This is a genomic window from Pseudomonas sp. G34 (assembly GCF_031119625.1).
GTDB lineage: Bacteria > Pseudomonadota > Gammaproteobacteria > Pseudomonadales > Pseudomonadaceae > Aquipseudomonas.
In genome coordinates this window covers 198686-220147 of the sequence record NZ_JAVHZV010000010.1, presented here as the reverse complement: position 1 = coordinate 220147, position 21462 = coordinate 198686, and the positions used below count along the sequence as shown (strand labels likewise).

Below are 21462 nucleotides of genomic sequence, written 5' to 3'. Positions count from 1 at the left end.
ACTGCGTGCTAGCCGGTTCTGTCAGCAATTAATCGTTTGGGAAATTGGAAAGCGCTGATTGAGCACTTCGATCAGGCGTTCCTGGTAGATCGGCTTGGGCAGGAAGTCCACCACCTGCAGGGGCAGCAGGCCGATCACGTCGTTCATGTCGGCATGCCCCGACATGACGATGATCGGCAAGGTGGCGTAACGGGGCGTGGCGCGCAGGTTCTGGATCAGGCGCAGGCCGCTTTCATCGGGCATGCGCAGGTCGGTGATCAGCAGCGCGATATCCGGCCAGGTGGCCATGCAGGCCATCGCGGAGGCGACGTTGGTGGCGCAGTGGCACTGGAAGCCTTCGCCCTCGAGCAACTCACCGAGTTCTTCGAGGGCGTCGGCTTCGTCATCTACCAGCAGGATATGTTGGCGCATAAGTCGAAACCTTGCTCAGTTGAACAGCCCGCGTGGTTCTGGGTATCAGGAACCGGAAGGAGCTGCAGGAGCCGATGTGCCCTTTAATGCGTCACTTATATCTCCAAATACGGAGTTGATCTGATCGCCGACGTCGCCCGCAGCGGTGACAATAACCACCGCAATCAATGCCGCAATAATCGAGTATTCGATCGCCGAGGCGCCTTCTTCGTTTTTAAGGAAGGCGCGGATTTTTTCGCGAAGGATGATGAGCGTGAACATGGGTACTTCCTCTGTAGCCAGGGCAGGCAGGGACGCCTGTGTGGGACTTGCAGGGAAAGTGTGAAATCACAATGGGGTGTTCGCAAACTTACCTTGGTATTACATCCAAGGTATTAGTCACAAGTGTTACTTCTAATAAATTCAATAGCTAAGGCACTATCATCGGCGGTGCCAAAATAGCGACGAGGAAAATAACAGGTTATCAGCGACGAACGGTATGTACTATCTTGATGCGTATAACCGCTATAAGTTTCCCAATAAATAATTCCTAAACCAGAATGAACAGAGGCCGATAACTCAGGCGAGTTTTCCACCTGTTCTTCTGGTTGGTCAGCATGAAGCGGGTTGTCCCGAGTGCTTGCCGGTGTATGGCAACAAGGAGCGTGCTGTCATGAATAGCCGATTGACGCTGGTGCTGGCCGGCGTACTGCTGGTGGGCGCAGTCATTACCGGGTATTGGGGCATCACCCTCAGTCGTCAGCCCGGGCAGTCGGCTGCTGGGCCTGCGGCGCCTGCCGTGGCACCGGCGGCGGCGGTCGGCAGCCAGTTGCAGGCGCAGGTCGATGAGCAGCAGCGCGTCAATGTGGTGGTGCTGGCCAGGGCGGTGCAGCCGCTGGTGGCCATCAGCCGTGAGGATCTTGCCGTGGAGCGCCTGCGTATCGCGCCGCCGGGCAGTTTTGCCAGCCCTGAGCAATTGATCGGGCGCACCCTGTGGCAGCCCATGCCGGCCGGCAGCGTACTGAATCAGGCCGCGTTCGACATGGCCGGGCCGCTGGCACGGATGATTCGCCCCCATGAGCGGGCGCTGGCCGTGGCGGTCGACGAGGTGATCGGCGGTGGCGGTCACCTGAGCCCCGGCGACTACGTCGATGTGTTGCTCTATCTGCGCCAGGGCGAAGGCAATACCGAGCAGACCGCCCAGGTGGTGATTCCGGCACTGCGGCTGCTCAGCGTGGGCGACACCCTGGGCATTACCAACGCAGGGGAGGCCGCCCAATTGCCGGCCGATGCCGATGAGGAGCGCCGGCGCCGGCGCAACGCACCGAGCACCGCCGTGCTGGCTGTTCCCGAAGCCCTGCTCACCCGTTTCATGCTGGCTACCCAGGTAGGCAGCCTGCGCCTGGCGGTGCGCAGCGCGGATGAAAAGCGCCTGGCCGATTACTACGCTGGAAAGGAGCCCGAAGCCAATGTCGGCGAGGCGCAACGGCAATTGTTCCAGTTCGAGCAACTGGCCCTGGGTGGGGTGGCGCCCGCGCCCCGCGTGCAATCCGCCCCGGCCAGCCAGGCGCCTGCCGGCATCCCCGTGTACCGCGGCAATAACGCCACCCGGCAAACTCCCTGACCGGCAAGGAAGCAACACGATGAACGAAGGTCTGCGCATTTCCCGTCTGCTGACCAGCCTGGTGGCCCTGTTCGCGTTGCCTGGGGCGGCGTTCGCCTCCTGCGCCGGCCTGGAGCCGGTGCCGGCGGTGCTGGATGTGACCCAGGGCATGCAGCAAGAGCTGCGCTTTCCCGTGCCCATCACCCGGCTGGCGATCGGCGACCCTGAGGTGGCGGACGTAAGCCTGCACAGCAAGGACAGCTTCCTGCTGGTCGGCAAGCGCGGCGGCAGCACCAGCCTGCTGGTGTGGACGGCCTGCGATCGCGAGCCGCGACAGAGCCAGGTGGTGGTGCAGGGCGTCGCTGCGGCGGCGATGGCCGAGCCGCTGGTGCGCTTCGATGAAGAGGGGGTGCCGAGCCAGGTGCAGACCGATATCCGTTTCGTCGAGGTGCGGCGCAGCAAGCTGCGTGAAGTCGGGATGCGCATCTTCGGCACCGGCTCCAACAACTTTCTGATCGGCGCACCCGGCACCGGGCCGGCGACGGTGCCGGTCGGCGGTGTCGGCGGCGTGGGTTCCGGCGCGCCGTTTCCGTTGGTCAGGGATGGCTTCAACATTCTCTGGGGCGGTGGCAGCAGCAAGTTCCTGCTCGGCCTCGACGCCCTGGAAAACAGCGGTTTCGCCTACACCCTGGCGCAGCCCAGCCTGGTGGCCCTCAATGGCCAGAGCGCCAGCTTTCTGGCCGGCGGCGAATTCCCGATCCCGGTGCCCAGCAGTGGCAGTGATTCGCTGTCCATCGAATACAAGGAGTTCGGCGTGCGCCTGACCATCACCCCCACCGTGGTGGGGCGCAATCGCATCAGCCTGAAGGTGGCGCCCGAGGTCAGCGAACTCGACTTCACTGCCGGTATCACCATCGCCGGCACCCAGGTGCCGGCCCTCAACGTGCGGCGCACCGACACCAGCGTGTCGCTGGCCGATGGCGAAAGCTTCGTGATCAGCGGGCTGATCTCCACCAACAGTTCCTCGGCTGTGGACAAGTTGCCGTTTCTCGGCGACGTGCCGGTGCTCGGCGCGTTCTTTCGCTCCTCGCGTATCGAGCGCGAGGAGCGCGAGTTGTTGATGGTGGTCACCCCGCACCTGGTACAGCCGCTGGCGGCCAATGCCCAGCTACCGGATCTGCCGGGCGAACAGTTGCGCAATTACGACCCGGGCGTGTTCCGCCAGCTGTTCCTCGAGAACGGCGATTTCCACCGAGCTGATGGCCTGTCGCGCTAGGGAGCGTTCATGGAGCAGATTTTCCTCGCACAGACCCGCCGCAAGCAGGACCTGGAATGGCTGCAGGCCGCGCTGGCCGGCCAGGGCCAGGTGCTCAACGTCGGCGAAACCCTCGACGAGGTGCTGGGCCTGATGGACATGACCGGTAGTTGCCTGGTGTTCGTCGGCCTCAGCCGCGAGGGGCAGACCGCTCAGTGCGCGCTGATCGAGGCGCTGCTCGACATGCGCCCGATGATGGTGGTGGTGGCCCTGGGCGACGGCCTGGACAACCAGCTGGTGCTCAACGCCATGCGCGCCGGTGCCCGGGACTTCATCGCCTACGGCTCGCGCAGCAGCGAGGTGCTCGGGCTGGTGCGCCGCCTCACCCAGCGCCTACCGCAGCTGCCGCCGTCCCGCGAGCAGGGCGAGCTGACCCTGCTCTACGGCGTGCAGCCGGATGCCGATGCCGCGCTGCTGGCGGTGCACCTGGCGTTGCAGATCCAGGCCCGCGGCCAGCGCACGCTGTACGTCGATCTGGGCGTGCCGCGCGGCGAGAGCCTGGAGCTGTTCGGCATGGAATCGTCGTTCTGCTTTGGCGATGCGCTACGGCATATCCGCCGCCTGGATTCGAACCTGATCGAAAGCGCCTTCGCCCGCCATCCCGACGGCCTGCGGGTGCTGCCCCACGGCCCGGATGACGAGGCCCTGGAGCGCTTCAGCCTCGGCGAGCTGTTCCTCTTGCTGGGCAGCCTGCGCCAGCACTTTCAGCACGTGCTGGTGAACCTCTGTGGGCAGCCGGACTGCGACGGTTTGCGCTCTTTCGCCAACCACGCCCAGCGGCTGTTCTGGTGCGTCGATCAGAGCGTACCCAACTGCCGGCGCAACCTGGCGCTGCTGGGCCTGTGGCGCAGCAAGGGCATCAAGCTCGATCACGCGCGGCTGCTGGTCGACCGTTATCAACCAGCCGTGGCACCCGGTTTGCCGGAGCTGAGCAAGACCTTCGCGCTGCCGCTCGAGGCCGGCCTGCCGCTCAGCCCGGTCACCCGGCTCAAGGCCAAGAATCAGGGCGTGCCCTTGTTCGAGTTCGCCCCCCGTGACGGCCTGACCCAGGGCCTGCTGACCCTGGCCAACGGGCTGTTCGAGCCAGGCCATGGTGCGGCAGGGCCGTTGTGGCGACGTTTGCTGAGGATTAAATGATGCCCATAGGTCCATTTGGCGGTAGTGCCACGCGAGTCGGTGTTCAGGATCTCAAGCCCGTGCTGCATCGCTACCTGATCGATGCACTGGAGGACAAGGGCGAAAACCTGCTGGAAGGCACCCGCAACTCCCTGGCGTTGTTCGTCTCGGAGCAGGTTGGCGAGTACGTCAGCCGTCGACAGATCGCCATCTCCCGCTACGAGGTGGATCGCCTGGCCGAGGAACTGGTCGATGAGCTCACCGGCTTCGGCCCGCTGGAAATCCTCCTCAAGGATGAAGGGGTCAGCGAAATTCTGGTCAATGGCCCGCACCGGGTGTTCGTCGAGCGCAACGGCGTGTTGCAGCTCAGTGACCTGCGTTTCATCGATGACCAGCACGTGCTGCGGGTCATCCAGCGCATTCTCGCGCCAGTGGGCCGGCGCCTCGACGAGTCCTCGCCGATGGTCGATGCGCGCATGCCTGACGGCAGCCGTATCAACGCGATCATTCCGCCGGTGGCGCTGGACGGCCCGTGCATTTCGGTGCGCAAGTTTCGCAAGGACATGCTGCGCAGCGCCGATCTGCTGGCCAGCAACTCGCTGGACCAGGCCATTCTCAGCTGCCTGGAGCTGATGGTCAGGCGCCGTTGCAACATCATGGTCAGTGGCGGTACCGGCACCGGCAAGACCACGTTGCTGAACATGCTCAGCCAGATGATCGACCCCCGCGAGCGTATCGTCACCATCGAAGACACCGCCGAGCTGGAGCTGCTGCACGACCATGTGGTGCGCCTGGAAACCCGGCCGCCGAACGCCGAGGGCTTCGGCCAGATCGCCGCCCGCGAGCTGGTGCGCAACGCCCTGCGCATGCGCCCGGACCGCATCGTGCTGGGCGAGATTCGCGGCGCCGAGGTGCTCGACGTGCTGACCGCCATGAACACCGGCCACGACGGCTCGATGAGCACGGTGCACGCCAACAATGCCCAGGATGCCTTGCTGCGCCTGGAAACCCTGGTCGGGTTCTCCGGCGCCAAGGTGGGCGAGCGCACCTTGCGGCAGACCATCTGCGCGGCGCTCGACGTGGTGATTCAACTGACCCGCCTGCCCGATGGCCGCCGCTGCATCAGCGAAGTGGTCGAGGTGCTCGGCTTGCGTGAGGATCAGTACGTGACCAATACCCTGTTCCGCCTCGATCGCTCGGGCAGCGGCACCTTTTGCCGCGACGCACCGAACCCGGCCGGGCACAAGTTGCGCCGTGACTGACATCGCTGCCGCAGGCAAGGGAGGACCGGGATGAACGCGTCGATGCTGCTGTGGGGGATCTGCCTGACCCTGTTGGCCCTGGGCCTGCTGATGCTGCGCAGAAGCCGCGAGCAGGCCGCCTCCGAGCAAGTGCTCCAGCGCCTGCTGGCCGATCAGCCGGAGCCGCTGCACGGGGCCTCCATCAGCCACCTGGACAAGCTGTTGCTGCGTGCCGGCTTCAGCAAGCCACGCCAGGGCCTCGGCCTGTGGCTGTTCATCTGGCTGCTGGGCGCCGTGCTGGGGTTGCTCGTCGGGCACTGGCTGGGCCTATTGATCATGCTGCTGGGGCCATTGCTCGCCGGCCGCGTGTTCATCGCGCTGCGTTACCGGCGCCGGGTGCTGCGCATGATCGAGCAACTGCCGGTATTTCTCGACCAGGTGATTCGCAGCCTCAAGTCTGGCCGTGCGCTGGGCGACGCGTTGATGTTGGCCATGGAAAACGCGCCGCAACCGCTCCAGGGGGCCATGGCGCGTACACGCCGCAACGTGCAGCGCGGCATGGCGCTGGGCGACGCGCTGCAGGACTTCGCCGACCTTTACGAGCGCGACGAATTTCAGGTGCTGGCCCTGGGCGTGCGGGTCAACCAGCGTTATGGCGGCAACAGCAGCGAGTTGCTCAACAACCTGATCCGGCTGATTCGCGAGCGTGAGCAGAGCGCTCGCCGGCTGCGTGCACTGACCGGCGAAACGCGCATCAGCGCCTACGTGATGGGTGGCCTGCCGCTGGCCCTGGCCCTGTACATCTTCATCACCAACCCGCAATTCATGTTGGGCATGTGGCAGGCGTCTTCGGGGCGCATGGTGCTGCTGCTGGCGTTCATCCTGCAGGCGGTCGGCAGCCTGGCGCTGTGGCGCATGCTGAGGAGCCTGTGATGGGCGCGTTGCTGCTGCTCAGTGCCGTGCTGCAACTGGCGCTGGCGCTGCTGTTCCTGTACCTGGCCTATGCCGATCTGCGTGCCCGGCGCCAGTTCAGCCAGCGCATGGGCACCCTGTCGCGGGTCTCGGGTGGCGGTGTGATGCGCGGCATCGGCGGCAGCTCCCTGGGCCGCCGTACCCTGAGCATGGACAGCGAAACCCTGCAGCTGCTCAACCGCCTGGGCTGGCGCAAGCGCAGCCAGCAATCGATGTTCTCGTTCATTCAACTGGGCACGCCAGTCGCGCTGCTGCTGATCGTCATCGTCGTCCAGTTGCTGATGAGCCGGCCGCCACAACCTGCCTGGTTGGCGCCGATCTTTGCCCTCGGCGTCGGTTACCTGCTGCCCAAACGCTGGCTGGCCTGGGCGGCGAAAAGTCGCCAGGAAGCCTTGGCCGAGGAAGTGACCACCTTCATCCCACTGCTGCGCATCCTCTTCGATGTCGGCATGACCGTCGAACAGGGTTTGCGGGTGCTCGCCAAGGAGGCCGATGGCATCCTGCCCAACCTGAGCGGCGAACTGCGCCAGGTGCTGGCCCGCGTCGATGCGGGGCTGGAATTGGGCCGTGAACTACGTGACATGGCGGCCACCTTGGAAGTCTACGAGGTGACCGATTGCGTGGTGATCCTCGAACAGCTTATCGTCCAGGGCGGCGGCGCCATGGCCTCGTTGTTGCGGCTCAAGGAGCTGATCGATGACCGTCATCACACGGCGCTCGAGGAAAGGGTTTCCAAACTGTCCGGCAAGATGTCCGTCATCATGATGGTGTTTCTGTTTCCGGCGTTGTTGATCGTATTGGCGGGGCCCGGCTTCATTGCCATTGTCGGTGCCCTGGGGGAGTTGAGATGAAACGTGTTGTGACCGTGGTTGGGGTGATGGGGCTGTTGGCAGGTTGCGCGAGCGGCCCGGCCCAGTCGCCCTGGCTGACCGGCAAGGCCCAGGCGACGCCGATGGCCTGTGCGCCGTTGTCTCAGGAGCAGGAGCTGGCGCTGAACCTCGCCCAGAAGACGGCCGAGGAAGGGCGTTTGCATGCGGCACTGGCCAACCTGGAGCGTTTGCCGGCCAATATGCCCCAGGCTCGCCTGGCCAAGGCGCGCATCCTGCGCTCGCTGAATCGTCCGGACGCAGGCGAACTCTACGCCAGCCTCACCCGCACCTGCCTCAAGGCCCAGGGTGAACAGGGCCTCGGCCAACTGGCCAGCGCGGCGGGGCGCTACCCCGAAGCACTCGAGCATTTGCGCCTGGCGGCCAGCCTGGACCCGACCAGTGCGTCGATCCGCAACGACCTCGGCGTGGTGTACATGAACCTCGGGCGTCTGGACGAAGCGCGTTTCGAACTGCTGACCGCACTGGAGCTCAACGAGACCGAGCAGCAGCCAGCGCTCAACCTGCTGACGCTGCTGATCTACCAGGGCATGCGCCCGCAGGCCAATGCCCTGGCCGAGCGCATGGGCTTCTCGGCAGGCCAGTTGCGCGCCGCCGAAGAGCGCGCCCAGGCGCTGCGCGGCAAGAGCGCCGCCCAGCCGACGCCTGCGGCAGCGCTCGCGCCGGCGCCTGCCGCCAAGGTGCCTGGGGCCCGGGTGAGTGCGCCAGTGCCCGCAGCACCAGCCCGCGCCGCGGCGGTTATGCCGGTGGTCGTGGCGCCGGTAAAAGCGGCACCGGTCAGCCAACCCGTGATGCCTGCCGGGCAGCCCGCTGTGGCGGCGACGCCTGCCGTGCCCGCGCCGCGGCTGTCCAACTTCCGCCCGACGCCCGTGGTGCCCTTGTCCCTGGCCAGTGCAGCATCCAGGCCGCCGGTCACGGCGCAAGCCGTCGCAGGCAGCGCCGACTCGGCTCCACGCGCCAGCACGCCGCCTGCACCTGCCGTCGCCCGCGCTGCTGTTGCACCAGCGGTGGCAGCGGCACCCGTTATCGCTCGCGCACCAGCGCCTGTCGTCGCGCCCCCTGCTGCCGCGCCTCAGCCGGCGCCTGCAGCCGCTCCAGCACCGCGTGAAGTGGCCGTGGCGCCCAAGGCGGCCAGCCCGGCAGGCGTGCCGACTCCGCCTGCTCGAGTGGTCGCCAGTGCGCCTGCTGCCACGGTGCCAGTGCGTGCCGGTATCGAAATGCGCGCGGGCCGCCTGATCGTGCCGGACGATGGTGGCTTCGTGCGCGTGGTTCCGCTCGAGGAAACGTCCGCCAGCGTCAACTGAACCCCGGCCACCGCCGGCTGCCAGGAGGAGAGCAGCATGAAAGGATTGATCATCGGCTGTGCGTTGCTGGCAGCCCTGCCGGTTGTCTGCCTGGCCGCGGACGAGGGCGGTGGCCGCCCGCTGGTGAGCACTGAGGTGCAAACCCAGACCGCTCACTGGCTGCGCCTGCAGCGTGAGGGCCGGTTGGCTTCGCCGCACCCACAGGTTTCCACCCCCGCCGAGCGGGAGCTGGCGCTGCAGCGTTGGCTCGACAGCCACAAGCATCCGATCCCGGAGTTCTTCGAACAGGATGCAGGCGGGGAACTGGGTGACTAGGCGAACGGGCCGTTCAACGCATTATTGAAGTCGTACAGCCAAACGGTCTGCACAATTTATTGATGTCATGGACGGTCGGCGTTATTCAGGCGTTTACAAACTTTACCCATGGGAAGGGTAGGACAGGGCCAATTGCGTTCTGTTATGAACGCGGGTCAGTCTCAATATCTGGGAAACGTAAAGCTTCACGGTATTTTCCGTAATGCCCAACTCGCAGGATATCTGGTAATTGGTCATTCCTTTGGCGATAAGTTGCGCAACGGCCAATTGCCGGCGTGACAACTTGTCGAAGGGCTCGGGAACGGTATCGGCGGTGGCGCTCATCTGCGCGACGTTCTTGATCGCGATGGTGGGTATCAGCTCACTGTGCATTTCATGCAGCGAAGCGGCGAGATCCTGTATCTGCTGGCGGATCTGCTGCTCCTTGAGCTTCTGCTCGACACGCTCCTGCAGGCGCTTCACCCCCGCCTCCAGCTCCTGCAGGTTCACCGGCTTCTGGTAGTAGTCGCTCACCCCGGCGCGCAGGGCAAGAATGACGTCCTGCTTGTCGGTGCTGCCGGTGAAAATGGCCGTTTCGTAGAGGCGCCCAGGCCGTCCCAGCCTGGCCAGCTCAGCCACCAGTTGCACCCCGGTAAGCCCTGGCATATGCATGTCGCTGAGCACGATGGCGATGCGCTCATCTGCCTGGAAGGCCTGCAAGGCATCGTGGGTGTTATTGCATGACGTCACCTCATAACCCAGCTGCTCGAGAAACTCGGCGAGTTCCTCGACGATATGGGGTTCGTCGTCAACGATCATTATTCGCAGGGTGTTAATGCGGTCCATGCGAAGCACTGCCTATTTAAAAGTAACCACCTGGAGAGTAGCAGCGGCGCATATCGTGTCAAAAATGATTGTTTGTACAGGTTTCGCCTAAGTCGACTTATCACTTTAGTGTTATAGGAAAAGTTTGGTCGCTTGGCTATCCTGATTTAATAACGTGCCTGTTATATCCAAAACCAGATGTCTGCCAGTGCAAAACCTGCAAATAAAAAGGGGGCGTAGGGCGCCTTCTTGGCTGTGACGGTTCGCAAGAACAGCCATTTCTCGGGAAGCGCCAGGCCGATGCGCGGCTTGGCGCGCAGCAGCAGTAGCCAGCCGACTTGCGCCAGCGCCGCGCCGATCACGCTGAACAACACATGGCTGCTGTCGCTGGCGGCGCCCAGGGCGAGCAGCATCTTCACGTCGGCGGCGCCCATCTGGCGGGTCAGGTAGCCGGGCAGCGACAGCAGGCACGCCACGCCCATCGCCAGGGCGGCGGCCTGCACGCCAGCACCGGTGAAGCTGCTGCCAAAGGCCAGCAGATGGAGCAGGGCGGCAGCGAGAGCGCCCAGGGTCAGCAGGTTGCTGATGCGCCGGTGTTGCGCATCTTGCAGTGCACAGGCAGCCAGCCAGCCGAGCAGTACGAAGTAGGCCATGGCGACAACGGGTATCCAGGGAAGAAGGGCGTGGCAGCCCGATTCATGTTGGCGGAGTTTCATCCGCCCGCGGCGCTAATCATGGTAGGTGGGCCGGACAATGCAAGTGTTCAAGGATTGGTTCAAACGTGGCGATGATCCGCATTCGCCGCTCGACACCGGCGCGCTTTCAGCGCCCCCGACACCCATATCGGCCAACAGCCCCTGCCTGAACCTGTCCATCGACGCCCTGGGGCGCGTGTTCGAGGTCTCCGGCAACCTGGCCGATCGCCTGCCGATCGCGGTTTCCCAGGTCTTGCCGCTGGAGCAGCTGCTGCACGGGCAGAGCCGTTACCTGGTCACCGACCTGGCAGCCTTCGTGCAGCAGATGCTCGATCTGTCCTTCGTTACCCGTGACGGCGGCATCCTGCATACCCGCGGCTGGCTCAAGGCCGAGGTACAGGGCTGGTCGCTGCAGGCCTTCGAGGTGGGCGATTTCCTGGCCCGGCTGCATGCCTGCGAGCAGCGCCTGCAGGTGTTCTCGCAGCTCAGCACCGTGGCGCAGGCCGTGCGCGGCACCGAGCGCGTCGAATTTCCCCGCCACATTCACGACTGGCTGGGTGCCATGGCCCAGGCCCTGCGCATGGCCTGCGTGGCCTTGGCGCTGCCGGATAGCCTGCGCGGCGGCTGGCAGGTCGTCGGTCATTACCGGGACGCCCTGACGCCGGTGTTCTGGGACGACGGCCAACACCTGCCGCGAGAGTTGCAGCACTATGCCGGCGACCAGCCGGTGCAGTGGCTGCGTGGTGATGCCGGGATGGCCGAGTGGCATGCCGCGGATTCGGTGTGGCTGGTGCCTTACGCCGATCACCAGGGCATCCGCGCCTGGCTGTTGTGCTCACCGTACGTCGCCCACCAGAGCATGCCGGAGCTCAACACCCGGGATTGGCTGGATCTTTTCGCCCATATCGCGGCGCCTTTGCTGCAGCGCCTCGACGAACAGACGCGCAAGGTGCACGGCGAGCGTGTGGATATCCTGCAGGACCTGCTCGGTACCGGCTGGTGGGAGTACGTGCCACGCAGCGGCGCCTTTCTGCTGGCGCCCTGCCTGATGCAGCGCTTCGGTTTCACCCAGGGCGCGGCGGTCACCCTGGCCGATTGGCTGGAGCTGCTCACCCTGGCCGATCGCGACGAGTTTCGCATCCGCCTGGGTGATGCCGAGCTCAGTGGCCGCGCCTTCGAGCAGGTGGTGCGCCTGCGCGATGCCGACGACGCGCTGTGCTGGTTCCGCATTCACACTCGGGTGGTCAATGCCAACGGCCAACGGCGCATCGTTGGTGCCGTGCTGGACATCAACGACATGAAGCTCAAGGAGGTCGAGGCCGACGCCGCCACCACGCGCCTGAAGAGCCTGGTCGCCAGTGCGCCGGCGGTGATCTATGTGCATCGCTACGACGAGGGCGCCTTCGTGCCGGTGTTCTGCAGCGACAGCAGCAGCGCGCTGCTGGGCTGGACCCTGGACGACTTCGTGCAGCGCAGCGTGGCTGACTTCATCCACCCCGATGACCGCGACATCTACTTCGCCCATACCCGCACCTTGCTCAGCCAGGGTGTGGCCAGCTGCCGTTACCGCTTGATCGACCGCGAGGGCCGCTACCACTGGCTGCAGGACGAGGCCAAGCTGCTGCGTGACGAGCGCGGCATCCCTATCGAGGCGGTCGGCCTGTGCCTGGACGTGACCGACGCGGCCCAGGCCGCCGAGCGAGTGCGCGAGAGCGAGGAGCGCTATCGCATCCTGGTCGAGGATTCGCCGGCGATCATCTGTCGCTATCGCCCCGACCTCACCCTGGTCTACGCCAACCGGCCGCTGGCCCAGTACCTGGACATTCGCCAGGAAAACCTGCCCGGCACCAGCCTGGCCACCTACCTGTCGGCCCAGGAGCTGACCCAGTTTCGCGAGCGCCACCGCCAGCTGACGCCCGAGGAGCCAGTCGGTACCGCGCTGGTGCGCATGGACCTGCCCGGCCGCGAGCACATCTGGTGGGTGCTGTCCGAGCGCGGGGTGTTCGACGAGCAGGGCAAGCTGCTCGAGGTGCAGGCCGTCGGCCGCGACGACACCGAGCTGCAGAAGGCCCGGCAGATGCTCAACCAGAGCGCCAAGATGGCGGTGCTCGGCGAGATGGCCACCGGGCTTGCCCATGAGATCAACCAGCCGCTCAACGTCATGCGCATCGCCCTGACCAATACCCTCAAGGGCGTGGAAAACGGCTCGGCCAACCCCGAGTACCTGAAGAACAAGCTGGGGCGTATCGAGCAGCAGATCACCCGTGCCGCGAAGATCATCAACCACATGCGCATCTTCGGCCGGCGCTCCGAGGTCGAAGACGACCTGTTCAGCCCGGACGATGCCATCGAGGGCGCCGTGACCCTGATCCGCGAGGGCGAGCTGGTGCGTGACATCGACCTGACCCTGCAGCTGTGCGGCACGCCCCAGGTGCGCGGGCATGCCGACCAGCTCGAGCAGGTGATCATCAACCTGCTGGTCAACGCCAAGGACGCGCTGCTCGGTGCCCGGGACAAGCATCCCGAACTGGAGCCCAGTATCCTGCTGCGCAGTGACTGCGAGGGCGACAAGGTGATCGTGCAGGTGCAGGACAACGCCGGGGGCATCGACCCGCTGCTGCTGGATCGGGTCTTCGACCCGTTCTTCACCACCAAACCGGTGGGCAAGGGCACGGGCCTGGGACTGTCGGTCAGTTATGGCCTGGTCAATCAGATGGGCGGCAAGCTGAGCGTGAGCAACCAGCATGGCGGCGCCTGTTTCCGCATCGAACTGCCGGTGGTCGCCAGTTGATATGAACAAATGGCTGGATACGCTGCACGCCTATTGCGCGGCTGTACTGCAGGGGGATCAGCAACTGATCGAACGGCTGCGCGCGGCCGGCTTCGATTGCCATCAAGGCAAGTGGAGCTTTCATCTGCTCGCGCTGCATGCCTGGTTGTTCGGCCAGCATGGCGCCCCCGATTACCCGACCTTTCTCAAGCAGTTGTACGCCAGCGACCTCAACCAGCGCCTGGCCCGCCAGGGCGCGCAGATCACCATCGCCGAAAACTGCGGCAAGCTCAGCGAGAGTCTGTATCGTCTGCAGCACCTGTCCTGAACAGGTGGCGGTGGCCTTCGTTGTAGAGCGCCGAGTCGGCGAAATCTTGCGCCCCCAGTACCTGGCCGACGAGGATCAGCGCGGTACGTTTGAAGCCCTTGGCGCTGACCTTCGCTTCGATATCCGCCAGGGTGCCGAGCACCCAGTCCTGATCCGGCCAGCTGGCACGGTGCACCACCGCGATCGGGCAACTGGCGCCGTAGTGCGGTAGCAGCTCGGCGACGATCCTTGCCAGGTGCTGCACGCCCAGGTGAATCGCCATGGTCGCGCCGTGACGGGCCAGGTCATGCAGCTGTTCGCCGGCGGGCATCGGCGACTTGCTGGCGTAGCGAGTGAGGATCACCGTTTGCGCTACGTCTGGCAGGGTCAGCTCGCTTTCCAGCAGCGCCGCGCAGGCTGCCGTGGCGGTGACGCCGGGAATGATCTCGAAGGGGATGGCCAGTGCACGCAAATGACGAATCTGCTCGCCGATGGCGCCATACAGCGACGGGTCGCCGGAATGCACCCGGGCCACGTCCTCGCCACGCGCGTGGGCGGCGCGCAGCAGGGCGACGATCTCATCCAGATGCAATTCGGCGGTGTTCACCACCTGGTTGGCCTGATGCCCGTCGAGCAGCGCTTCCGGCACCAGCGAGCCGGCGTAGAGAATCACCGGGCAGCTGCGGATCAGGCGCTGGCCCTTGACGGTGATCAGCTCGGGGTCGCCAGGGCCGGCGCCGATGAAATAGACGGTCATGGGGTTCCTGAATGTGAGGGCAAGGCGGCAGTGCTCGAGCGTGATCCAGCCTAGCGGTGAACACGGGCGACAGCCACGGTGGCAGCGGCGCTCTTGCGCTTGGTTATCCACAGGCGAGCGGGTTGGCCGCTCAGCTGTTCGGCCAGGGCCAGGGCGCTGGCTTCGGCCACGCCAGGCGTGCCGGTCACCTGTAACGCCTTGGCCGAGGTTTCGCTCAGGCGCCCATGGTAACCCGCCAATACCTCGGCGGGCAGGAAGCGGATCGGCAGGTTCAGGTGCGCGGCCAACCGTTGCAGGCCTGGCTCATCCGCCTTGTGGGCGCTGCTGGCCAGGGCCGCCAGCTCGGCCGGGTTCGAGCCGTGCTCGGCCAGCGTGCTGTCGAGCAACGCCAACAGCTCATCGAGCGAGCAATCGCGCCGGCAACCCAGGCCGGCGACGAGGGTCGGGCGCTCGCTCATGCGCCCTGGCGATTGCGCCGGTAGAACCAAGCAGCGGCCAGGCCCAGCGCCGCCCAGAACGCCGCATTGGTGAATAGCGAGGCAAGGATGAACTGCTGCTCCAGTGCTTCGGGCGCCAGGCTTGCATGCACCTCGGGCTGCGGTGCGCCGACCACATGCGGCAGGGCGAGAATCATCACACCGAGAATGCGCAGCATCCAGTTGCTGCCGAACGCCAGCAACGCCAGGCCAGCGGCGGTCGATGCCGCGGTGCCGATCCACCAGTACTGGCGCAGCAGCAGTTCTGCCGCAGCGGTACCTGGCAATTCCGGCGGCAAGCCGCTGGCCGGCGCCAGCACGAAGGTGGCGAAACCGGCCAGGCCCCAGAGCAGGCCCTGCCAGGTTTTCTCGGGGGCGCGCAGGGTGAACAGGCCGGCGAGCATCAGCGCAAAGCCGACGGCTACCACGAGGTTGCTCAGGCCTGTGGATAACAGCCGCTGCCAGCCGTCCTGCGGTGCCCAGGCTTCGCCATCGTGGCTGTGGCCGCCTGCGGCGTCGTGCCCGTGGGCGGCGTTGGCCTCGTGGTGGTGTTCGATGGCGGCAGGCTCGCCGACCTCGAAGCTTTCCGCCTGCAGAATCAGCGGGGTTACCCACAGGCTCTGCAGCAGCGTCAGTACGATGGCGGCGAGCAGGCCGGCGAAACCGGCGGTCTGGGCGATGCGCTTGATCATTCTGGCGTCCTCAGTGGCACGGGAACGCGGCGCTATGCCGGGTATCGTGGGCGGCGTTGTGCAGGGCTTCGACGTGGGAGAAGCCGGCGAAGAAAATCAGCACGGCGCCCAGCACGCAGCTGCCGACGGCGAGCAGGATACGTTGCGACAGGGGCAGCGCGGAGGCGCTGGAAGTGGAAAGGACGCTGCTGGACATGATCGTAGACCTCAGGGGGTAAACGGCACAGCAGGACACGGCGAGACTACCCGCACGGGCGGGCGATAGTCGGCGCGTGCCCGCCCACCGCGGGTTGCCAAACAGAGGATTCAGGCCGGTCTCCGGGCTCACGACGATCACCTGGCGGTGATAAGGATCGGCCTTCCCATGCCTGCGCACAGTGGCCAAAACGATCCTGGCATTCGCTTACCGTTGCGGGGGCAGCGCCGGACTCGAACCGGCTTCCCGTTTCACCTCACGCGCGGCGGCGTGAGACACCTGAAACAACCGGGCAAGAACACCACGAAGCAGGCAGAGCGTCAATATGCTGTAGGTTGCGCCGCGATTGACCCTGCCTCGGCCTCTGCGTAGCCTTGCGGTGTTCGAGGTTCTCCATGGGTTGCCATGGAGCTAAGAGGGAACACGGAATGCCGTGGCTGCCCCCGCAACTGTGAACGACTGAATCCTTTTCAAGGCCACTGCGATGACGCGGGAAGGCGAAGGAATCGCGCTATGCGCCAGTCGCAAGCCAGGAGACCTGCCTCGATAACGCTTTCGACAACCGGGCGGGGTGATCCGGTGATGCCTTCGCGCCAGCCTGCTCGCGCCTGCCATCCTATCGCCCGCTCGCCGTTTATGCAGACGCCAGGGGCCATCATGAAAACGCTCGCCAAACTTCCCGTCACCATCGTCACCGGCTTTCTCGGTGCCGGTAAGACCACCTTGCTGCGCCACATGCTGGAAAACGCCGAGGGCCGGCGCATCGCGGTGATCGTCAACGAATTCGGCGAACTGGGCATCGACGGTGAAATCCTCCAGCAGTGCACCATCGGCTGCAGCGAGGAAGAGGCCAACGGCCGGGTTTATGAGTTGGCCAACGGCTGCCTGTGCTGCACCGTGCAGGAAGAGTTCTTCCCGGTGATGCGCGAGCTGGTGGAGCGCCGTGGCGACCTCGACCATATCCTCATCGAAACCAGCGGCCTGGCCCTGCCCAAACCGCTGGTGCAGGCCTTCAACTGGCCGGAAATTCGCAACGCCTGCACCGTCGATGCGGTGATCACCGTGGTCGACAGCCCGGCGGTAGCGGCCGGCACCTTCGCGGCTTTCCCCGATCAGGTCGACGCCCAGCGCAAGCTCGACCCCAACCTCGACCATGAGTCGCCGCTGCATGAGCTGTTCGCCGACCAGCTGGCCAGCGCCGACCTGGTGATCCTCAACAAGGCCGACCTGCTGGATGCCGATGCGTTGGCCGCGGTGCGCGCCGAAGTGGGCGAAGAGCTGCCGCCGGCGGTCAAGGTGGTCGAGGCCCACGGCGGCTCGCTGCCGCTCAATGTGCTGCTGGGCCTGAACAGCGAGACCGAGCTACATATCGAAGGCCGCAAGACCCACCACGACAACGAGGATGAAGACCACGATCACGACGAATTCGACTCGTTCCACGTGGAACTACCGGAAACAGACGAGGCGCGCCTGTTGAGCGCACTGAAGGAAGTCGTCGGCAAACACGGCATCCTGCGGGTGAAAGGTTTCGTCGCGGTGCCGAACAAGCCCATGCGCTTGCTGCTGCAGGGCGTTGGTCAGCGCTTCGACAAGCATTTCGACCGCGCCTGGAAGCCTGACGAAGCCCGGGTGACTCGCCTCATCGTGATCGGCCAGGCGCTCGATCACACGGCGATCACGGCCGAGCTGAAAGCGGCGCTGGCGTAACCGGCGCCCGTCATGCACCTGCTGCGTACCCAGCCCGGCCAGTCGCTGCCGGCCGACAGCATCGCCGACCTCGGCCAGACCCCCGCCGAGCTGGTGGTGCTGTGCACCGGCGATTCGCACCTGTCGCTGCTGGCCGAAGTTGCCCGCCATCTGCCCGAGGATTACCCCAGCCTGCGCCTGGCCAGCCCGGCGCAACTGGGCAACAACGCCTCGGTGGACTTCTACGTCGAGCAGGTGCTCAGGCACGCCAAGGTCATCATGATTTCCGTGCATGGTGGCGTCAGCTACTGGCGCTACGGTATCGAGCGGCTGGTGGAGCTGGCGGGGCAGGGCAAGACGCTGATCCTGGTGCCGGGCTGCGATAACCCCGACCCCGAGCTCACGGCGCTGGGCAACGTGACCGCCGAGGATGCCGAGCGGCTCTGGCAGTACCTGCGCCAGGGCGGGGTGGATAACGCACGGCAGTTCTTCAACTGCATCGCCGAGCGCTACCTGGGCCGTGACTACCGTTGGCAGCCGCCGCACCCGCTGCCGCGGGTCGGCCTGTATCACCCACGGCCGGGCAATGCCACGCTGCAGGACTGGCGCGCCGACTGGCAGGCCGATGCACCGGTGGCCGCGTTGCTGTTCTATCGCACCCATGTGCAGGCGGCCAACACCGCCTTCGTCGACACCTTCTGCCAGCGCCTGCAGGCCCAGGGCCTCAACCCGTTGCCCATCGCCGTGGCCAGTCTCAAGGAGGCGGCCTGCATGGCCCAGGTCGAGAGCTGGCTCGACGAAGTGGGCGCCAGCGTGATCATCAACACCACCGGTTTTGCCCAGTCCAACCCGGAGTCGCCCCAGGCGCGGCCGTTCCGCCGTGACGTGCCGGTGCTGCAGGCGCTCTGTGCGCTGGACAGCGAGGAGCAATGGCAAGGCAACGCCCAGGGCCTCGGCCCCCGCGACCTGGCCATGCATATCGCGCTGCCGGAACTGGACGGCCGGCTGATCACCCGGCCGATCAGCTTCAAGGGCCTGGCCTTTCGCAGCGAGCGCAGCCAGAGCGATGTGGTCTGTTACCGCGCGCACCTGCCCGGCATGGATTTCGTCGCCGAACTGGCGCGCCGTCAGGCCGATTTGCAGCGCCTTCCGGCTGTGGATAAGCGCATCGCCCTGGTACTGGCCAACTACCCGACCCGCGACGGCCGTATCGGCAACGGCGTCGGCCTGGATACGCCAGCGGCGGCACTGAATATTCTCCAGGCCCTGCAGCAGCAGGGGTATCCGGTCGAGGCGCTGCCGGACAGCGGCACGGCGCTGATCCACCAGCTGCTCGGCGGCGTGACCAACGATCTCGACAACCTCGACCTGCGGCCCTGCGCGCAAAGCCTGGTGCTGGACGACTACCAGCATTTCTTTGCCACCCTGCCCGAAGCCAATCGCCAGGCGGTGCTGGAGCGCTGGGGCTCGCCCGAGAACGATCCGATGTTCCGCGCAGGCCGGCTGATGATCGCCGGCCTGCGTTTTGGCCTGACCTTCGTCGGCATCCAGCCGGCCCGTGGCTATCAGGTCGATGCCGCGGCGGTCTATCACGACCCGGATCTGGTGCCGCCGCACGGCTACCTGGCCTTCTATTTCTGGATGCGCCAGGTATACGAGGCCAATGCGGTGATCCACGTCGGCAAGCACGGCAACCTGGAGTGGTTGCCGGGCAAGAGCGTCGGCCTGTCGGAAAGCTGCTGGCCGACGGCAATTCTCGGTGCGCTGCCGAATATCTACCCGTTCATCGTCAACGACCCCGGCGAAGGTGCCCAGGCCAAGCGGCGCACCCAGGCGGTGATCATCGACCACCTGATGCCGCCGCTGACCCGTGCCGAGAGCTACGGCCCGCTGCGTGACCTGGAGCGGCTGGCCGACGAGTACTACGACGCCAGCCAGCTCGACCTGCGCCGCGCCAGTGAGCTGCGTGGCGAGATTCTGCACAAGGTGCGCGAGGCCAGCCTCGACCGTGAGCTGGGCCTGCAGCTCAATGACGACCCCGCCAGTTGGCTGCCGCAACTCGACGCCTACCTGTGCGACCTCAAGGAGTCGCAGATCCGTGATGGCCTGCATGTGTTCGGCGAATCGCCGAGCGGCACCCTGCGCCGCGATACCTTGCTGGCGCTGCTGCGCATTCCGCGTGGCGACGGGCAGGGCAGCAATGCCAGCCTGCTGCGCGCGCTGGCCGATGATCTGGCCCTTGACTTCGACCCCCTCGATTGCGAGATGGCGGCGCCGTGGATGGGCCCGCGTCCGGAGATTTTGGCTGATCTGAGCGATGAGCCCTGGCGCAGTTTTGGCGACACCCGTGAGCGACTCGAGCTGTTGGGCTTGCGACTGATCGAAGGTGGCGAATCTGTCGGCCCGATCAGTGAAACGGTGCTGCACAGCCTGCGCAGCCATATCGCGCCGTTGCTGGATGCTTGTGGCGATGCCGAGATGCACGGTCTGCTCGACGCCCTCGATGGCCGCTTCGTGCCCTCCGGCCCCAGTGGTGCGCCGAGCCGTGGGCGCCTCGATGTGCTGCCGACCGGGCGCAATTTCTACTCCGTGGATGTGCGCAACCTGCCCACGCCCACCGCCTGGCGCCTCGGCGTGCAGGCCGCCGACCGCTTGCTCGAACGGCACCTGCAGGATCAAGGCGACCACCTGCGCCAGCTTGGCCTGTCGGTGTGGGGCACCGCGACCATGCGCACCGGCGGCGACGATATCGCCCAGGCCATGGCGCTGATGGGCGTGCGCCCGATTTGGCAGGCCGGCAGCGGGCGGGTCGAGCGTTTCGAAGTGCTGCCCCTGGAGCAGCTCGGTCGCCCGCGTGTCGACGTGACCCTGCGGGTATCCGGGTTCTTCCGTGATGCCTTCGCCAATCTGATCCGCCTGTTCGACGATGCCGTGCAGACGGTCGCCGATCTGGACGAGGCGCCGGACATGAACCCGCTGTCCGCCCGGGTCTGGCAGGAAGCCCTGACGCTGCAGGATGGCGGGCTGGACGAGCTCGAGGCACGGCGCCAGGCCGGCTGGCGGATCTTCGGCTCCAAGCCCGGCGCCTATGGCGCCGGCGTGCAGAACGCCATCGAAGAACGCCTGTGGGAAAACCGCGCGGACCTGGCCGAGGTGTACCTGAACTGGGGCGGCTACGCCTACGGCAAGGGCGCGGAGGGCGCGCCGGCCCGCGAGCAGTTCGCCGAGCGCCTGGAGCGCATGCAGGCGGTGCTGCACAACCAGGACAACCGCGAGCACGACATCCTCGATTCCAACGACTACTACCAGTTCCAGGGCGGCATGCTGGCGGCCGTGGAAACCCTGCGTGGTGGCAAGGTGGCCAGCTACTTCGGTGACAACAGCCAGCCCGACACCCCGCGCATCCGCACCCTCAAGCAGGAGCTGGGGCGGGTGGTGCGCGCCCGCGCGGCCAACCCCAAGTGGATCGAGGGCATGAAGCGCCACGGCTACAAGGGCGCCTTCGAACTGGCCGCGACCATCGACTACCTGTTCGCCTTCGACGCCACCAGCGAGCTGGTCGACGACCACCAGTACGCCCTGCTCACCGACGCCTACCTGATGGACAGAGGCACCCGCGATTTCATCCAGCAGCACAACCCCGGCGCCCTGCAGGATATTATCGAGCGCCTGCTCGAAGCCCAGCAACGCGGCCTGTGGCAGAAGCCGGGCGAGTACCGTGAAGCCCTGGAAAACCTGCTGCTCGATAGCGAAGAAAGCTGAGGTCTGTTGGCGCGTTGGCCGGAAAGTGGCGCTAGCGGCCGTAAGACCTCTATCTGTGGGAGCGGGCCATGCCCGCGAAAATAATGGACATAGCCCATTCCTCCAGAATTAGCCCGCTAGCATTACCGAGTTGCTTGTGCGCTCGGTTCCGCTCTGGCGAGCGGGTTTCTTTTG

General features: G+C 65.7%; 20 protein-coding genes and 2 riboswitches. Of the genes, 12 read left to right on the top strand and 8 right to left on the bottom strand.

The window, feature by feature from the left end:
* Positions 1-21 precede the first annotated feature (21 nt).
* Both QYS36_RS08865 and QYS36_RS08860 read right to left on the bottom strand, forming a co-directional pair.
* Entirely contained in the window at positions 22-411 is a 390-nt protein-coding gene (locus QYS36_RS08865) for a response regulator (RefSeq protein WP_308839129.1), read from the bottom strand.
* A 45-nt stretch (positions 412-456) separates the two neighbouring features.
* Positions 457-672 (bottom strand): Flp family type IVb pilin, encoded by a 216-nt coding sequence (locus QYS36_RS08860; RefSeq protein WP_308839128.1) that lies wholly within the window; start codon positions 670-672, stop codon positions 457-459.
* Positions 673-1063: 391 nt separating this feature from the next.
* Between QYS36_RS08860 and cpaB the strand changes: the two genes are divergently transcribed.
* Genes cpaB through QYS36_RS08820 form a run of 8 tightly spaced genes read left to right on the top strand, consistent with a single transcriptional unit; the run spans position 1064 to position 9143 of the window.
* A complete protein-coding gene (gene cpaB / locus QYS36_RS08855) occupies positions 1064-2014 on the top strand; it encodes a Flp pilus assembly protein CpaB (protein WP_308839127.1) in 951 nt (316 codons plus the stop codon).
* Positions 2015-2033: 19 nt separating this feature from the next.
* Complete coding sequence (locus QYS36_RS08850) at positions 2034-3269, top strand: type II and III secretion system protein family protein (protein WP_308839126.1); 1236 nt, start codon at positions 2034-2036, stop codon at positions 3267-3269.
* Positions 3270-3278: 9 nt separating this feature from the next.
* Positions 3279-4445, top strand: coding sequence for a pilus assembly protein (locus QYS36_RS08845; RefSeq protein WP_308839125.1), 1167 nt, complete (start codon positions 3279-3281; stop codon positions 4443-4445).
* Entirely contained in the window at positions 4445-5686 is a 1242-nt protein-coding gene (locus tag QYS36_RS08840) for a CpaF family protein (RefSeq protein WP_192426871.1), read from the top strand. The genes QYS36_RS08845 and QYS36_RS08840 overlap by 1 nt, the downstream gene beginning before the upstream one ends.
* 30 nt (positions 5687-5716) lie before the next feature.
* On the top strand, positions 5717-6598 hold the full coding sequence (locus QYS36_RS08835; protein WP_192426881.1) for a type II secretion system F family protein: 882 nt from the start codon (positions 5717-5719) through the stop codon (positions 6596-6598).
* A complete protein-coding gene (locus tag QYS36_RS08830; RefSeq protein WP_308839124.1) occupies positions 6598-7488 on the top strand; it encodes a type II secretion system F family protein in 891 nt (296 codons plus the stop codon). Before QYS36_RS08835 ends, QYS36_RS08830 begins: the two co-directional genes overlap by 1 nt.
* Positions 7485-8828 (top strand): tetratricopeptide repeat protein, encoded by a 1344-nt coding sequence (locus QYS36_RS08825; protein ID WP_308839123.1) that lies wholly within the window; start codon positions 7485-7487, stop codon positions 8826-8828. Before QYS36_RS08830 ends, QYS36_RS08825 begins: the two co-directional genes overlap by 4 nt.
* Positions 8829-8864: 36 nt before the next feature.
* Positions 8865-9143: a DUF3613 domain-containing protein gene (locus QYS36_RS08820; RefSeq protein WP_308839122.1), complete on the top strand. Its 279-nt coding sequence runs from the start codon at positions 8865-8867 to the stop codon at positions 9141-9143.
* Positions 9144-9245: 102 nt separating this feature from the next.
* Here the strand turns inward: QYS36_RS08820 and QYS36_RS08815 are convergent, their stop codons facing one another.
* Entirely contained in the window at positions 9246-9968 is a 723-nt protein-coding gene (locus QYS36_RS08815; RefSeq protein WP_230125384.1) for a response regulator transcription factor, read from the bottom strand.
* A gap of 161 nt (positions 9969-10129) precedes the next feature.
* Positions 10130-10600 carry a prepilin peptidase gene (locus QYS36_RS08810; protein WP_308839121.1) on the bottom strand — a complete coding sequence of 157 codons (471 nt, stop codon included), beginning with the start codon at positions 10598-10600 and terminating at the stop codon, positions 10130-10132.
* Positions 10601-10700: 100 nt separating this feature from the next.
* Between QYS36_RS08810 and QYS36_RS08805 the strand changes: the two genes are divergently transcribed.
* Both QYS36_RS08805 and QYS36_RS08800 read left to right on the top strand, forming a co-directional pair.
* Positions 10701-13433 (top strand): PAS domain-containing protein, encoded by a 2733-nt coding sequence (locus QYS36_RS08805; RefSeq protein WP_308839120.1) that lies wholly within the window; start codon positions 10701-10703, stop codon positions 13431-13433.
* A gap of 1 nt (position 13434) precedes the next feature.
* On the top strand, positions 13435-13740 hold the full coding sequence (locus tag QYS36_RS08800) for a hypothetical protein (RefSeq protein ID WP_308839119.1): 306 nt from the start codon (positions 13435-13437) through the stop codon (positions 13738-13740).
* On the opposite strand, the gene cobM is transcribed toward QYS36_RS08800, so the two are convergent.
* From cobM to QYS36_RS08780, 4 genes are read right to left on the bottom strand one after another with little or no spacing between them, the layout of a single operon-like run.
* Positions 13703-14476, bottom strand: coding sequence for a precorrin-4 C(11)-methyltransferase (gene cobM, locus QYS36_RS08795; protein WP_308839118.1), 774 nt, complete (start codon positions 14474-14476; stop codon positions 13703-13705). The two genes, QYS36_RS08800 and cobM, sit on opposite strands and share 38 nt — an antisense overlap.
* 50 nt (positions 14477-14526) lie before the next feature.
* A complete protein-coding gene (locus tag QYS36_RS08790) occupies positions 14527-14934 on the bottom strand; it encodes a cobalamin biosynthesis protein (protein WP_308839117.1) in 408 nt (135 codons plus the stop codon).
* Positions 14931-15644 carry a CbtA family protein gene (locus QYS36_RS08785; protein WP_308839116.1) on the bottom strand — a complete coding sequence of 238 codons (714 nt, stop codon included), beginning with the start codon at positions 15642-15644 and terminating at the stop codon, positions 14931-14933. The genes QYS36_RS08790 and QYS36_RS08785 overlap by 4 nt, the downstream gene beginning before the upstream one ends.
* Positions 15645-15654: 10 nt before the next feature.
* Positions 15655-15840: a CbtB domain-containing protein gene (locus QYS36_RS08780; RefSeq protein ID WP_111462915.1), complete on the bottom strand. Its 186-nt coding sequence runs from the start codon at positions 15838-15840 to the stop codon at positions 15655-15657.
* 95 nt (positions 15841-15935) lie between these two features.
* Positions 15936-16138, bottom strand: a riboswitch (cobalamin riboswitch).
* A 71-nt stretch (positions 16139-16209) separates the two neighbouring features.
* Positions 16210-16401, top strand: a riboswitch (cobalamin riboswitch).
* A 96-nt stretch (positions 16402-16497) separates the two neighbouring features.
* Between QYS36_RS08780 and cobW the strand changes: the two genes are divergently transcribed.
* Entirely contained in the window at positions 16498-17547 is a 1050-nt protein-coding gene (cobW, locus tag QYS36_RS08775) for a cobalamin biosynthesis protein CobW (RefSeq protein ID WP_308839115.1), read from the top strand.
* A 12-nt stretch (positions 17548-17559) separates the two neighbouring features.
* The gene (gene cobN / locus QYS36_RS08770; protein ID WP_308839114.1) at positions 17560-21288 is read left to right on the top strand and encodes a cobaltochelatase subunit CobN; all 3729 of its coding nucleotides are present in this window, start codon (positions 17560-17562) and stop codon (positions 21286-21288) included.
* Positions 21289-21462 lie beyond the last annotated feature (174 nt).

Excerpts from the sequence above, each read along its gene's own strand:
- QYS36_RS08865 (WP_308839129.1), bottom strand. The coding sequence starts at position 411 with ATGCGCCAACATATCCTGCTGGTAGATGACGAAGCCGACGCCCTCGAA.
- QYS36_RS08860 (WP_308839128.1), bottom strand. The coding sequence starts at position 672 with ATGTTCACGCTCATCATCCTTCGCGAAAAAATCCGCGCCTTCCTTAAA.
- cpaB (WP_308839127.1), top strand. The coding sequence starts at position 1,064 with ATGAATAGCCGATTGACGCTGGTGCTGGCCGGCGTACTGCTGGTGGGC.
- QYS36_RS08850 (WP_308839126.1), top strand. The coding sequence starts at position 2,034 with ATGAACGAAGGTCTGCGCATTTCCCGTCTGCTGACCAGCCTGGTGGCC.
- QYS36_RS08845 (WP_308839125.1), top strand. The coding sequence starts at position 3,279 with ATGGAGCAGATTTTCCTCGCACAGACCCGCCGCAAGCAGGACCTGGAA.
- QYS36_RS08840 (WP_192426871.1), top strand. The coding sequence starts at position 4,445 with ATGCCCATAGGTCCATTTGGCGGTAGTGCCACGCGAGTCGGTGTTCAG.
- QYS36_RS08835 (WP_192426881.1), top strand. The coding sequence starts at position 5,717 with ATGAACGCGTCGATGCTGCTGTGGGGGATCTGCCTGACCCTGTTGGCC.
- QYS36_RS08830 (WP_308839124.1), top strand. The coding sequence starts at position 6,598 with ATGGGCGCGTTGCTGCTGCTCAGTGCCGTGCTGCAACTGGCGCTGGCG.
- QYS36_RS08825 (WP_308839123.1), top strand. The coding sequence starts at position 7,485 with ATGAAACGTGTTGTGACCGTGGTTGGGGTGATGGGGCTGTTGGCAGGT.
- QYS36_RS08820 (WP_308839122.1), top strand. The coding sequence starts at position 8,865 with ATGAAAGGATTGATCATCGGCTGTGCGTTGCTGGCAGCCCTGCCGGTT.
- QYS36_RS08815 (WP_230125384.1), bottom strand. The coding sequence starts at position 9,968 with ATGGACCGCATTAACACCCTGCGAATAATGATCGTTGACGACGAACCC.
- QYS36_RS08810 (WP_308839121.1), bottom strand. The coding sequence starts at position 10,600 with ATGGCCTACTTCGTACTGCTCGGCTGGCTGGCTGCCTGTGCACTGCAA.
- QYS36_RS08805 (WP_308839120.1), top strand. The coding sequence starts at position 10,701 with ATGCAAGTGTTCAAGGATTGGTTCAAACGTGGCGATGATCCGCATTCG.
- QYS36_RS08800 (WP_308839119.1), top strand. The coding sequence starts at position 13,435 with ATGAACAAATGGCTGGATACGCTGCACGCCTATTGCGCGGCTGTACTG.
- cobM (WP_308839118.1), bottom strand. The coding sequence starts at position 14,476 with ATGACCGTCTATTTCATCGGCGCCGGCCCTGGCGACCCCGAGCTGATC.
- QYS36_RS08790 (WP_308839117.1), bottom strand. The coding sequence starts at position 14,934 with ATGAGCGAGCGCCCGACCCTCGTCGCCGGCCTGGGTTGCCGGCGCGAT.
- QYS36_RS08785 (WP_308839116.1), bottom strand. The coding sequence starts at position 15,644 with ATGATCAAGCGCATCGCCCAGACCGCCGGTTTCGCCGGCCTGCTCGCC.
- QYS36_RS08780 (WP_111462915.1), bottom strand. The coding sequence starts at position 15,840 with ATGTCCAGCAGCGTCCTTTCCACTTCCAGCGCCTCCGCGCTGCCCCTG.
- cobW (WP_308839115.1), top strand. The coding sequence starts at position 16,498 with ATGAAAACGCTCGCCAAACTTCCCGTCACCATCGTCACCGGCTTTCTC.
- cobN (WP_308839114.1), top strand. The coding sequence starts at position 17,560 with ATGCACCTGCTGCGTACCCAGCCCGGCCAGTCGCTGCCGGCCGACAGC.